General features: G+C 32.5%; 8 protein-coding genes. 6 read left to right on the top strand and 2 right to left on the bottom strand.

Going from position 1 to position 14,586, the window contains the following annotated elements; genetic code table 11:
* Together ACIQZ1_RS02550 and ACIQZ1_RS02545 are read right to left on the bottom strand one after the other, a co-directional pair.
* A complete protein-coding gene (locus ACIQZ1_RS02550; RefSeq protein ID WP_396158759.1) occupies nucleotides 1-1,599 on the bottom strand; it encodes a RagB/SusD family nutrient uptake outer membrane protein in 1,599 nt (532 codons plus the stop codon).
* A 10-nt stretch (nucleotides 1,600-1,609) separates the two neighbouring features.
* A complete protein-coding gene (locus ACIQZ1_RS02545; RefSeq protein WP_396158757.1) occupies nucleotides 1,610-4,600 on the bottom strand; it encodes a SusC/RagA family TonB-linked outer membrane protein in 2,991 nt (996 codons plus the stop codon).
* A 324-nt stretch (nucleotides 4,601-4,924) separates the two neighbouring features.
* Here ACIQZ1_RS02545 and ACIQZ1_RS02540 point away from each other — a divergent pair, with 324 nt between their 5' ends.
* The 6 genes from ACIQZ1_RS02540 to ACIQZ1_RS02515 all read left to right on the top strand — a co-directional run bounded on the left by ACIQZ1_RS02540 (nucleotide 4,925) and on the right by ACIQZ1_RS02515 (nucleotide 14,581).
* Nucleotides 4,925-5,944 carry a LacI family DNA-binding transcriptional regulator gene (locus tag ACIQZ1_RS02540; protein ID WP_396158755.1) on the top strand — a complete coding sequence of 340 codons (1,020 nt, stop codon included), beginning with the start codon at nucleotides 4,925-4,927 and terminating at the stop codon, nucleotides 5,942-5,944.
* A 207-nt stretch (nucleotides 5,945-6,151) separates the two neighbouring features.
* Nucleotides 6,152-7,558, top strand: a complete 1,407-nt coding sequence (locus ACIQZ1_RS02535) for an MFS transporter (RefSeq protein ID WP_396158753.1) — start codon at nucleotides 6,152-6,154, stop codon at nucleotides 7,556-7,558.
* Between the two features lie 9 nt (nucleotides 7,559-7,567).
* Nucleotides 7,568-8,224, top strand: coding sequence for a beta-phosphoglucomutase (gene pgmB / locus ACIQZ1_RS02530; protein WP_396158751.1), 657 nt, complete (start codon nucleotides 7,568-7,570; stop codon nucleotides 8,222-8,224).
* A 44-nt stretch (nucleotides 8,225-8,268) separates the two neighbouring features.
* Nucleotides 8,269-10,563 (top strand): glycoside hydrolase family 65 protein, encoded by a 2,295-nt coding sequence (locus ACIQZ1_RS02525; RefSeq protein ID WP_396158749.1) that lies wholly within the window; start codon nucleotides 8,269-8,271, stop codon nucleotides 10,561-10,563.
* A gap of 3 nt (nucleotides 10,564-10,566) precedes the next feature.
* Complete coding sequence (locus ACIQZ1_RS02520) at nucleotides 10,567-12,678, top strand: glycoside hydrolase family 97 protein (RefSeq protein WP_396158747.1); 2,112 nt, start codon at nucleotides 10,567-10,569, stop codon at nucleotides 12,676-12,678.
* A 64-nt stretch (nucleotides 12,679-12,742) separates the two neighbouring features.
* The gene (locus ACIQZ1_RS02515) at nucleotides 12,743-14,581 is read left to right on the top strand and encodes a glycoside hydrolase family 13 protein (RefSeq protein ID WP_396158745.1); all 1,839 of its coding nucleotides are present in this window, start codon (nucleotides 12,743-12,745) and stop codon (nucleotides 14,579-14,581) included.
* Nucleotides 14,582-14,586: the final 5 nt, after the last annotated feature.

Here is a 14,586-nt window from a genome sequence, read left to right as displayed (position 1 = left end):
TTAATAACCTGTGTTTTGTGTTAAGTTTGAATTTGCAGATAAACTCAATGCTGGAATAGGGAATACATTAAAGTGTGCTGGTAATGCAATTCCATTTGAACCGTTTCCTTTCCATGCCCAGTTATAGCTTCCGCCAGCATATTTATTGAAACGAATTAAATCTTGTCTTCTGTGTCCCTCCCAATGTAGTTCTCTTGAACGTTCATCTAAGATAAAGTCTAAAGTTAAATCTGTTGCAGAGATATTTGCAGCTGTGCTGTTGTTTGCTCTTTCTCTTAAGTTGTTAACATATGTTACGGCTTGAGACATTGAAGCATTTCCAGCACCTCTTTTTGCACATTCAGCATACATTAAATAAACATCTGCTAAACGGAATAATGGAAAGTCTGTATCTACAAAACCTTGGTTTACTCCTGGTGCGCCTGTTGAAGTTTTGTTAGAATATTTTGCTAAAACAAAACCTTGATCTCTATCTGCAATAGTTGAAATATCAATTGGTCTAGTCCCAGAAATGATTGTTTTTCTTTCGTCAGAATTAAACGAAGACCCATTAAATTTTTGAACAAATTGTTTTCTCAATCGTAATGCGCCTCCCCAGCCGCCAGAGCCAACACCCATAGCAGCACCGTTTTGTTCAATAGAACCTACTTGACCATTAATCATTACCGTAGTTGGACCATAGTTTTGTGTTACGTTTCCATCTGATTGTAATGAATAAATCATTTCTGTTGAAGTATGATTATCTGCTGTAAAGTTGTGCAAGTAGTTTGCTTCTAAAGTATAACCACCACCAATAATATTATTACACATGGTAACACATTGATCATATTTGTTTTGTCCAATGTAAACTTCTGCATTTAAATACATCTTAGCTAAAATCATCCATGCGAATGCTTTATCTACTCTTCCATATTCATTTGTTCTTGGTGCTTTTAAGTTTGGTACAATTGCATTTAATTCACTTTCGATGAATGTAAATAACTGTTGTCTGTTATATTCAGGACCAGCTTGACCTACAATATCATTCTCAGTATTAAATGCTGCCTTACCAAACATATCCATTAAGTGATAATAAGCTAAAGCTCTTACCGCTCTTGCTTCATTTCTGTAATCAGAAATATTTGCTAAAAGTTGAGAATTAGTAACACCACGACTACTTAATTTTTCTGAGGTTGTTTGTCTTAAGTATTCATTACAAAAGGCAACTTGAGCCATTGATCTAGCAAACATCCCTAATACAATAACATTGTTTGATGTCCAAGTATTTCTCTGAATCTCAGCAACTCCTGGGTCATTTTCATAACTCCAAATCACTTCATCAGTACTTAAGTTTTGTAAGTACCATAAACAACGTCCATATTGGCTTGTTCCTGCATCTAATCCTGAAATATTAGAAGAACCAGCTCCTGTTAATCCAGTTAATGATAAATTAGAATATACTCCAGCAATTCCTTGTCTGTATGATTCAGGTGTACTAAAAAATGCTTCCGTTAAGAAGATATCATCATCTTCTGGAATTACATTTAAATCATCTGTACAAGAAGAAAATAGCATGGTTATTCCAAAGAATGCTATTAATTTTGTTTTTAAATTTTTCATAGTAATTATTTTAAAATTTAACATTTACACCTAACAAAAATTGTTCTTGTCTTGGATAAATAGTGTTGTCAATTCCTCCAAATACTTCAGGATCTAACCCTGAATATTTTGTGAAAAGTAAAAAGTTAGGATTTTGTAATCCAGCTGTAAATCTAATAGTAGATTTTCTTGTCTCTGTTTGTGGGAATGTGTATCCTAAAGTTATATTATCTACTCTTAAAAATGAAGCATCTTCTATATAATAGTCAGAAAAAATTACATTATTTCCTGAGCTTGTAAAGTTACTATCAAATGTTGAGCTTGGAACGTTTGCAATAGTACCTCCAACATCGCTTAATAATGTTGTATAAGCGTTTGATGAATTTACATTGTTATAATTTTTGTTTCCAATGCTTGCTCTCATATTAAATGATAAATCAATATTTTTGTAACTCATGTTAGATTGAAAACCGAATAAAGCTGCAGGGTCTGGATTGTTAAAAATATATCTGTCATTTTCATTTACTATTTTATCTCCATTAATATCTGCGAAGGCACCTTCGATTGGGGTTCCATCTATATTATATAATTGGTTATAAACGTAAAATGAATTTGGCGTCCAACCTTCGCTTAAAATTTGAATATTACCACCAGTACCACCACCAATACCACCAACAGGAACATTGTTTCCAGCAGGTAAGCTTTTTATTCTTCTTTCAAATGTAGAAGCATTAAAGTTTACATTCCATTTGAAATTAGTATCTCTGAAAATATCTGCATTTACATTAAATTCTATACCTTTAGTTGTAAAGCTTCCAAGATTTTGAGGTCCTTTATTTGAAAAATTAGAACCATCTGCAAATGGAGCTTCAAAAAGCAAGTCTTCAGAAAGTTTGTAAAACACATCTACACTTCCAGATATTCTATTGTTCCATAAACCGTAGTCGATACCTGCATTATAATTTGTAGTTTGTTCCCATTTTAATTGATCATTAAATGCTAATGGAGATCCAACGATAATTGGAGTATTTCCGAAAGTATACTGTGAATCTGAATTACTCGTTTGATATCTTGGAATAAAGAAATCATTTACAAATAAATCTTGTTGACCAGTAACACCCCAACCAGCTCGTAATTTCAAGTCAGAAATTAAATTACTTGCTTTAAAGAAATCTTTGTTCACTTTCCATGCAAAAGACGCTCCTGGGAAGTTACCATATTTTTCAGATTTAGGAAATCTTGATGAACCGTCTTTTCTGTATGATAATGAAATAATATATTTATCGTTCCAAGTAAAGTTTGTTCTTCCAAAGAAACCTAATAAAACTAAGTCTGGTGCTTTATAAGTATCTTCGTTTCTATTTGGGTTGAAAATATTTCCAGAATTATATCTAGTTTGTTCAAATTTTTGATACGAATAACCAGCTGTTGCATCTAAATCCAATTTCCCGAATTTTTTTGCATAGTTTAAATAACCATCAAATAATTTATTATTTAAATTTGAAGAATAAGACTCGTTAGTTCCTAATTTATTTGATTGAACTGTACCGTCTAATATACTAAATGCTACTGCTGAGTTGGCAAAAGTAGTATTTGTACCTTTACCTACAGATTGATCTATACCTACATTCACAACCGCTCTTAATTCTGGTAAGAAGTGAAATTTGTAGTCTAATTGAACGTTTCCAAAAAATCTATTAACATTAGAAATTCTATTGTTTAATAATATATTCCCAACTGGATTTCTTGTTCCTCCTGAAGCTAATTGATTTGTGGTAGTACCAGGAGCTAAAAACTCAGTGTATCCACCCCAAGCAGAATTACCGCTTAATACGGGTTTAGTTGGATCCATTCTTAAAGCTGCCCCAATTGGTTTTGCTGCAAATTTGTTTTTCTCATTTGAGTAATTTGCATTCACATTTACTTTTAAGTGATTGTCAAAAAAACTTGGACTTAAAGCTAAGCCAAAGTTGGTTCTGTTAAACTTATCAGTTAAAACCAATCCTTCTTGATACGTGTTACTAGCTGTTACTCTAGTAGGAATCATATTAAATAAACTTCCTCCTAAATTAATTGTATTCACAACGTAGTCAGTTTTTCTATAAATTTCATCTTGCCAATCTGTATTTGAAAGTATTCTACCTTCAATTACACCTGGAGTAGCTAAATTATCAGTTAACGACGATTTTGGATCATCTATACCTAATTGATTTGTTAAAGAAGGGAATTTTGACTCAATAGCTCTAACAAAATCTGTAGCATTTAAAACGTCAATTTTTCTTTTGTTTTGCCCTGAACCGTATTGGAAATTATATTCAACACTTAATTTTTTACTTCCTTTTTTTGTTGTAATCAAAATTACACCATTAGAAGCTCTCGATCCATAAATAGCCGTTGACGCTGCGTCTTTTAATACAGTCATAGACTCAATAGTAGTTGGGTCAATAGTTGCCAAAAAGTTTCTTGAACCTGATGGAGTTCCTGCATTTGAATTTTGTAGAGGCAATCCATCAATAATAATCAAAGGCTCGTTATTAGCTGATAATGAAGCCCCACCTCTAATTCTTATTGTAGATCCAGAACCTGGTTCACCACCAGTTGAGATTTGTACCCCAGCAACTCTACCATTTAATAAATTTTCAACAGTTGGTGTAGCACCTTTGTTAAAATCTTTAGCAGAAATTTGAGTTACCGCGCCAGTAGCGTCTTTTTTCTTAACTTTACCGTAACCTACTACAACTACTTCTTCAATTCCCTGTCCTACTTGTTGTAAAGAAACTGAAATGTTTTGTTGTTTTGTGTAAGCAATGGTTTCTGTTTTAAATCCCAAAAATGAGAAAGAAACATTGTCTCCCGATTTTACGTTTTTCAAAGTAAACGTTCCATCAGAATTAGTGAATGTTCCATTTGATGTTCCAGTAATTACTACTGAAACGCCAGACATAGCTTGGTTGCTAGATGCGTCTGTTACTTTACCTGTTAAGGTGTTTTGAGCCAAAACACTTAATGGTAAAACGAGCATAAAAAACAGTAATTTTTTTAGCATTGTTTTCATACATTTTGTTTAAATTAATAGTCAGTTTTTTGCTTATATATTCACTTCAAAGGTTAAATTTATGTAAAATTTTCATTAATCAAAATCTATTGAAATTTATTACGCAACGAAAACGTTTTCGTGTTGAAAACTTTATTATTTATGCATCTTTTTTGCTGAAAATGAATAGGATAAATAATTTTTTTCGCATAAAAATTCCACATTCGTAATTTCAAAAAAAAGTGGCCACTTTTCTACTTAAAATAAAAGAAGTATCTTGTAGCCGAAAATCGAATTTAATTTAATATAATAATGAGAAGAAAAGTAACCTTAAAGCAAATTGCAAAAGAACTTGATATTTCTATTTCAACAGTCTCAAAATCATTACGAGACAGTCATGAAATTAGTGAAGAAACAAGACTGAAAGTCAAAGCGTTTGCAAAGTTGTATAATTATAAACCAAATAATATTGCATTAAGTTTAAAAAATAAGAAAACAAAAACCATAGGAATTATTATTCCAGAAATAGTGCATCATTTCTTTGCTACCGTAATTAGCGGAATAGAACATGTGGCCAATGAATTTGGCTATAATGTTATCGTGACGCTTTCTGACGAATCTTTTGATAAAGAAGTGATTAATCTTGAAATGTTAGCCAGCGGAAGTACAGATGGTTTCATTATGTCGCTTTCTAAAGAAACGCAACTAAAAAAAGATTTTCACCATTTAGAAGAAGTCATAAACCAAGGGATGCCAGTGGTGCTTTTTGACCGTGTTACAAACGATGTTTTTTGCGATAAAGTAATTATTGACGATCAATTGGCGGCTTATAATGCTACTGAATTTTTCATCACAAATAAATATAAAAATATTGCCCTAATAACTACTGTTGACTATGTAAGTGTAGGAAAACTTCGTACAGAAGGCTATTTAAAAGCATTGTCAGATTACGACATTAAACTAGATGAAAATTTAGTAATAAAAGTTGAAGATATAGACCATTGTCAAAAGCAAATTATCGAATTAGTAACAAATAACGCTATAGATGCTGTTTTTGCAGTGAATGAATTATTTGCCGTAACCGCCATTAAAGCGATTAATAAAATTGGTAAAAAAGTGCCAGATGATATTGCGGTTATAGGTTTTACTGATGGAATTATTTCTCAATTTTCAACGCCAACAATTACTACGGTGAGTCAGAACGGAATTAAAATGGGCCAAAAAGCGGCAAAAATGCTAATTGAACGTCTTGAAAAAGAAGAAGATGACGAACAATACACAACAGAAATTATTGAAACCGAATTAATTTTTAGAGAATCTACGACAACGTAATAGTTTTAATAATAAGTTGAAAAACAAGTAGTTAAAATTTATTATCTAAGTATTTTCCATTTTTTTGATGCACAAATTTTAGATTATTTAAAATAATTTACTTTAATTTGTGTCAATCAAAGCTTATATTTCACTTCAAAAATTAAGTATAGTTTTGATAAGCACATAAAAAACGCTTATCGTAGTATTAACAACTAATTACGATAAATGGAAAAGCGTAAGTTACGTTTCTGGGAAATTTGGAACATGAGTTTCGGATTCTTAGGGATACAGTTTGGTTTTGCCTTACAAGGAGGCTTCATGTCAAGAATTTTTCAAACCCTTGGTGCTGAAGTAGACGACATTCCTGGTCTATGGGTTGCTGCACCTTTAACTGGTTTGTTGGTGCAACCAATTGTTGGATATCTATCTGACAATACTTGGAGTCCAAAATTCGGAAGAAGAAAACCATTTTTTCTTATTGGAGCTATTTTGGCTTCTATTACTCTATTTTTCATGCCACATTCTCCTGCGTTATGGATTGCAGCAGGTTTACTATGGGTTTTAGATTCCTCAATTAATATTAGTATGGAACCTTTCCGTGCTTTAGTAGCCGATAAGCTACCTGAATCTCAACGTTCAAACGGATTTGTGATTCAAACGTTAATCATCGGAATTGGAACTTGGATTGCTAGTAACTTACCATGGTTGGTTAATAAATTAGGTGTAACTAATGAAGCCGCGGCAGGAGTTATTCCACAATCAGTTATTGTAGCTTTTTCTGTTGGCGCATTTGTGTTTTTGGCAAGTATTTTATACACCATATTTACTACAAAAGAAAATCCGCCTGAAGATTTAAATCAATTTCATGCCGAAAAAAAAGAATCTCGTTTTATTCCAGATTTAGTAGTTAGCTTGAAAGAAATGCCATCAACCATGAAAAAATTGGGATTAATTCAATTTTTTAGTTGGTTTGCATTTTTTACTATGTGGAGTTTGTCCACACCAGCTCTAACAGAACATGTTTTTCATTCTCCAAAACCAGATGTAAAAGAATTTGCAAAATTGGATGATAAAGGAGCGGTTCTAAAAAACAGTAATGAAGAAGTTATTTTTCTTGACTCATCGAAAGAACAAGAATATCAAACCAAAGATAAAGTATACAATAACGCAGCCGATTTAGTAGGTTCTGCAACTGGTGTATACGGATTGTCTTCAATGGTTTTTGCATTATTGCTTACTTTTTATACTCTGAAAAACAAAATAAATAGAAAATACATTCACATGGCCTCATTGATTCTGGGTGGATTAGGATTTATTTATATGTTTTATGCTACACCAGAAACCTTAATGTATTCGTTTATATTAATTGGTTTTTCATGGGGGAGTATTTTGTCGATGCCTTATGCTATGTTGTCTAGTTCAGTTAATCCTAATAAAATGGGAATGATGATGGGACTTTTCAATATGTTTATTGTAATTCCACAAATTATTGCTGCACTTGGAGGAATCAATTATTTATATAAATTAATTGGTGAAGCACACATTAATGCCATGCTTTTAGCTGGATTATTATTAATTATTGCAGGGTTATGTAATTTCTTTATTACAGACAAAAATGCAATTTCAGGTTAAACAAACAGAATGAACAAAAAAGCATTTATATTCGATTTAGACGGAGTAATTGTTGACACCGCCAAATTTCATTTTTTGGCATGGAAAAAATTAGCCGATAGCTTGAATATTAATTTTACACACGAAATTAATGAACAACTAAAAGGCGTAAGTCGAGTGCGTTCGTTGGAAATTATTTTATCTCAAGGAAATGTGCAAGCATCTCAAGAAGATAAAAACAATTGGTTGGTACAAAAAAATGAAGACTATTTAGCGTTTGTACATCAAATGGACAAATCTGAAATTTTACCTCGAGTAGAAGAAGTACTCCAGTTTTTAAAAACAAACCATCAATATGTTGTATTGGGTTCGGCAAGTAAAAATGCCCGACCAATATTACAAAAAGTAAACATTTTGCATTATTTTGATGCACTTGTTGACGGAAATGATGTAACCAATGCCAAACCCGATCCAGAAGTTTTTCTGCAAGGTGCAAACCAAGTTCAGGTGGCTTACAAAGACGCTATTGTTTTTGAAGATTCAGTAGCTGGTATTCAAGCGGCAAATGTAGCCGGAATGACCAGCGTTGGTATTGGCGAGAAAGAAGTTTTACACGAATCGGATTTTTGTTTTAGAGATTTTACAGAAATGAGTAACGATTTTATAATGCAATTAATTAACAAATAGAAATTGTCAAACTGACGAAAGAGAATTGACAAATTAGAAAGAAAATGAATCAGGATTATATCGTACCAAATAATTGGTTAATCATAGAAGAAGGATTTGAAGCGGATAGAGTAAAATCTTCCGAAAGTTTATTTAGTATTGGAAATGGTGCTATGGGGCAACGTGCCAATTTTGAAGAGCATTACTCAGGTGATACGTTTCAAGGTAGTTACATTGCTGGGGTATATTATCCAGATAAAACAAAAGTAGGTTGGTGGAAAAACGGCTATCCTGAATATTTTGCTAAGGTACTTAATGCGCCAAATTGGATTGGAATCGAAGTGGAAGTTAATGGCGAAAAATTAGATTTAGCAACTTGTAAATCGGTTTCAAGCTTCAGACGTGAATTGAATATGCAAGAAGGTTGGTACCAACGTTCTTTTCAGGCGATTTTGCAAAATGATGTAGAAATTCAAGTACATGTTACTCGATTTTTATCTTTAGATATTGACGAATTAGGTGCGATAAAATATAATGTTACGCCTATAAATTCCGATGCAAAAGTGGTCTTTAAACCGTATTTAGATGCCGGTATTGAAAATGAAGACACCAATTGGGAAGAAAAATTCTGGGAAACTTTAGAAATTAAAAACGAAGAAAATAGTGCATTTATTGTGTCTCGAACTTTAAAAACAAAGTTTACAGTTGCCACTTATATGCAAAATCAAATTATAGTAAATAATGAAATTGCCGATGTAAAACCTGTTGAAGTAATAAAAGAAGCGTCAAAAATTTCATTTTCATACGAAGTTGCCGCTACACAAGGGCAAACGGTTAGTATTCAAAAATTTGGTGGCTATACCATTTCAACTAATCATAAAGAAGAATACCTTATTTCTTCAGCAAAACAAGTATTGGTTCAAGCAACTACTATTGGATTTAACGCCTTATTAGAAAATCAAAAACAAGCTTGGGCTAAAATTTGGGAAATGAGCGACATCACTATCGAAGGTGATACCAAAGCGCAACAAGGTATTCGTTTCAACATTTTTCAATTAAATCAAACCTATTTAGGAAAAGACTCTCGCTTAAATATTGGTCCAAAAGGTTTTACAGGTGAAAAATACGGAGGTTCTACGTATTGGGATACCGAAGCATATTGCATCCCGTTTTATATGGCAACAAAAGATCAAAATGTGGCTCGTAGTTTATTAGAATACCGTTACAATCAATTAGACAAAGCCATCGAAAATGCTCAAAATAATTTAGGGTTCAAAAATGGGGCAGCACTTTATCCGATGGTAACTATGAATGGTGAAGAATGTCATAACGAATGGGAAATTACTTTTGAAGAAATTCATCGAAATGGCGCCATCGCATTTGCTATTTATAATTATTACCGTTTTACAGGTGATTACAGCTATATTCCAGAAAAAGGCTTAGAAGTTTTAATCGGAATTTCTCGTTTTTGGCATCAAAGAGCTACTTTTTCTTCAAACAAAAATCAGTTTGTAATTTTAGGAGTAACAGGACCAAATGAATACGAAAATAACGTAAATAATAACTGGTATACCAATTATATCGCAAAATGGTGTATCAATTATACCTATGCTCAAATTGAAAAAGTAAAATCGGAATATATTTCTGATTACGAAAGAATTATGAGCAAAGTAAACTTAAATGACGCCGAATTACAATCTTGGAAAAATACCGCAGATAATATGTATTTTCCATTTTCGGAAGAACATGGCGTATTTTTACAACAAGATGGCTTCTTAGATAAAGAATTAGTAAAAGTTTCCGATTTAGACAAGTCACAACGACCAATTAACCAAAAATGGAGTTGGGATAGAATTTTACGTTCGCCATATATAAAACAAGCCGATACACTTCAAGGATTTTATTTCTTTGAAGATGATTTCACTAAAGAACAATTAGAAAGACATTTCGATTTTTATGAACCATTTACCGTTCATGAAAGTTCACTTTCTCCATGTGTACATTCTATTCAAGCAGCTGCTTTAGGAAGAATGGAGCAGGCATACACCTTTTATTTAAGAACCTCTCGTTTAGATTTAGATGATTATAATAAAGAAGTGCACGAAGGATTACACATTACTTCAATGGCAGGTACTTGGATGAGTATCGTAGAAGGTTTTGGAGGTATGCGAGTAAAAAATAATCAATTGCATTTTGAACCTAGAATTCCAGAACAGTGGAAAGGCTATTCGTTTAAAGTAAATTTCAGAAATGCAATCGTAAAAGTTGAAGTCACGCATCAAGAAACCAAAGTTTCTGTTGAAGGAAATCAAGAAGTAGAAGTAATCATTAATGGCGCATCGCAATTAGTAAAAAATTAAAAAATGAAAAAAATTGTATCGGTTATCCTTGTTTTAACAGCTATTTTTGGTGCTTCTGCCCAAGAATTTCAATCGCCAAATGGTAATTTTAAAATGTCGTTTTCACTCGGAAATGACGGCACTCCTATGTATCAACTTTTTTTTAAAAACAAAGAAGTAATTAAAAAAAGCAAATTAGGGTTAGAATTACAAAAGGATAAAAAGTCGTTAGTAAACGATTTTAAAGTAGTTGATTCAAAAGAAAGCACGTTTAACGAAACTTGGAAAACAGTTTGGGGCGAAGAAACTCAAATTCAAAATCACTATAACGAATTAGCTGTTACATTAAAACAAAATGAAACCGACAGAGAAATCATTATTCGTTTTCGTTTATTTAATGAAGGTTTAGGTTTCCGATACGAATTCCCACAGCAAAAAAACTTAATTTATTTCGTAATTAAAGAAGAAAGAACTGAATTTGCCATGACTGGAAATCATACTGCATTTTGGATTCCAGGAGATTACGATACACAAGAATACGATTATACGGAAAGTAAATTATCTGAAATTAGAAGTTTATTTAGAGGTGCAGTTTCAGAAAATGCTTCACAAAAACAGTTTTCAGATACTGGCGTACAAACGTCATTAATGATGAAAACAGCTGACGGATTGTATATGAACATTCACGAAGCGGCTTTGATTAATTATTCGTGTATGCATTTGAATTTAGACGATAAGAATTTCGTATTTCAATCGCACTTAACGCCAGATGCAAAAGGAAATAAAGGACATATTCAAGCGCCAAGTGTTTCGCCTTGGCGAACCATTATCGTTAGTAATGATGCCAGAGAAGTTTTAGCATCAAGAATGACATTAAACTTAAACGAACCTTGTAAAATTGAAAATACTACTTGGATTAAACCTGTAAAATATGTTGGGGTTTGGTGGGAAATGATTACAGGGAAAAGTTCTTGGGCGTATACAGATGATTTGCCTTCTATTCAACTTGGCGTAACAGATTATTCTAAAGTAAAACAAAGTGTCAAACACGCGGCAAATACCAAACACGTAAAAGAATATATCGATTTTGCAGCATTACATGGTTTTGATGCTGTTTTGGTAGAAGGTTGGAACGAAGGTTGGGAAGATTGGTTTGGCCATGAAAAAGATTATGTTTTTGATTTTATTTCGGCGTATCCAGATTTTGATGTAAAAGGAATTCACGAATATGCAAAATCTAAAGGAATTAAAATGATTATGCATCACGAAACGTCTGGCGCTACAAGAAATTATGAACGTCATTTAGATGTAGCGTATCAGTTTATGAAAGACAACGGATATAACGCTGTAAAAAGCGGTTATGTTGGAAATATTTTACCTTTAGGCGAACACCATTACAGTCAATCTATCTTAAATCATTACCAATATTGTATTGAAAAAGCGGTAGATTATGAAATTATGGTGAACGCACATGAAGCCGTTCGCCCAACAGGAATTTGCAGAACGTATCCAAACTTAATTGGAAATGAAGCTGCACGTGGAACAGAATTTCAAGCGTTTGGAGGTTCAAAAGCAAATCATACCACTGTTTTACCTTTTACAAGATTAATGGGCGGGCCAATGGATTACACACCAGGAATTTTTGAAATGGATATTGCAAAATTAAATCCTGGAAATAATTCGCATTGTAATACTACTATTGCTAATCAATTAGGATTATATGTTGTAATGTATTCACCACTTCAAATGGCTGCCGACTTACCAGAAAATTACAACCGATTTTTAGATGCCTTTCAATTTATTAAAGATGTTCCAGTGGAATGGTCAACTTCAAAATACTTAGAAGCAGAACCAGGTTATTATATCACAACCGCAAGAAAAGATAAAAATTCAAACAATTGGTTTGTTGGAAATGTAAACGGATTAAAAGCAAGAATAGCGACTATTTCTTTAGACTTTTTAGAAAAAGGTAAAAAATATGAGGCTACAATTTATGCAGATGCAAGCGATGCACATTACAAAACGAATCCGCAAGCGTATAAAATAACAAAACAAAAAGTGACGCATAAATCAAAACTAAAAATGGCAACTGCTCCAGGTGGCGGTTACGGAATTAGTATTGTTGAGGTAAAATAATAATTTCTTATTTTTGTCATTCCGACATAGGAGGAATCTCATTAAGTGAATAAATAATTACATTATGAAAAAAATAATTTGCACATTAATAACATTAATAACACTTTCATTATCAGCACAAATTGATAAAGTAGAACCACCTTTTTGGTACGAGAACATGACAAACAATCAGGTTCAAATTATGTTTTATGGTAAAAACATTTCTCAAAATATTGTATCAGTTTCTAATGGTGTAGTAATTACTCAGGTTCAAAAAACAGAAAATCCAAATTACGTTTTCGTAACAATTGATTTGAAAAATGTAACAGCACAAGATTTGATATTTACTTTCAAAAACGGTAAAAAATCATTCAATCAAGCGTATGCAATAAAAAAAAGAAAAGAAAATTCTCGTTACAGAAAAAGTTTTGACTCGTCGGATATGATGTATTTAATTATGCCTGACCGATTTGCAAATGGAAACGAAAAAAATGATTCGGATTCAAATTTACAAGAAAAAGCCAACAGAAATAATCCCGGTGGTCGTCATGGTGGAGACATTCAAGGTATCATAAATAATTTAGATTATTTGCAATCGCTTGGTGTAACAGCACTTTGGAGTACGCCGTTGTGTGAAGACAACGATAAAGGCTATTCGTATCATACATATGGGCAATCCGATGTGTATAAAATTGATGCACGATATGGATCAAATGAAGACTACGTGCGCCTTTCTTCAGAAATGAAAAAGAGAAATATGAAGTTAGTGAAAGATTATGTAACGAATCATTGGGGTGCTGAACATTGGATGTTTAAAGACATGCCAACTTACGATTGGTTTCATCAATTTCCTGGTTATAAACAAAGTAATTATCGCATGACCACGCAATATGACACAAATGCTTCTGCAATTGATGCAAAACTTTGTATGGATGGCTGGTTTGTGCCAAGTATGCCCGATTTGAATCAATCAAATCCTTTAGTATTAAATTATTTGACTCAAAATGCCATATGGTGGATTGAATATGCTGATTTAGATGGTTTTCGAGTAGATACCTATTCGTATAACGATAAAGCAGGAATTGCAAAATGGACAAAAGCCATTACCGACGAATATCCTTATTTTAATATCGTTGGAGAAGTTTGGATGCACGATCAAGCACAAATTTCGTATTGGCAAAAAGACAGTCCAATTGCTAAAATTCAAAGTTATAATTCGTACTTACCAAGTGTAATGGATTTTACTATGCATGATGTTTTTGGAAATGTTTTTAACGAAGACAACACAAATTGGAACGATGGAATGTTTAAATTTTACGAAAATTTTGTGAATGATTTCCTATACGACAACCCAAATAATTTATTAATTTTTGCAGAAAATCACGACACCAACCGTTTCAATTATATTTATAAAAACGATTTAAATAAATATAAAATGGCGATGACTATTTTAGCTACGATGCGAGGTATTCCTCAATTGTATTATGGCTCAGAAATTGGTATGGCGGGTGATAAAGGCAAAGGCGATGCAGATATTCGTCAGGATTTTCCTGGTGGTTGGGCTTCAGATAAAAACAATGCTTTTATAGCTTCAGGAAGAACAGCAGAACAAGCTAAATATTTTGATTTCACTGCTAAAGTTTTCAATTGGAGAAAATCAAAATCAATAATTCATAACGGAAAATTAATGCATTATCTTCCAGATAATAACGTGTATGTTTATTTTCGTTACAACGACAACGAAAGCGTAATGGTTGTGGTTAATAATAGTAAAGACAAACAAATAGTAAAACTAGAAAGATTTAAAGAAAGTTTGGCTTCGTATTCAAGTGGAAAAGACATTATTTCTGATGCTAATTTCGATTTAAAATCAGAACTTTCAATTGAAGGAAAATCGAGTTTAATTTTAGAATTAAAAAAATAAGAATC

Source organism: Flavobacterium sp. (assembly GCF_044341185.1).
Taxonomy (GTDB): domain Bacteria; phylum Bacteroidota; class Bacteroidia; order Flavobacteriales; family Flavobacteriaceae; genus Flavobacterium.
Note: the sequence above shows the minus strand (reverse complement) of the source record. Positions and strands in the feature narration are given on the sequence as shown.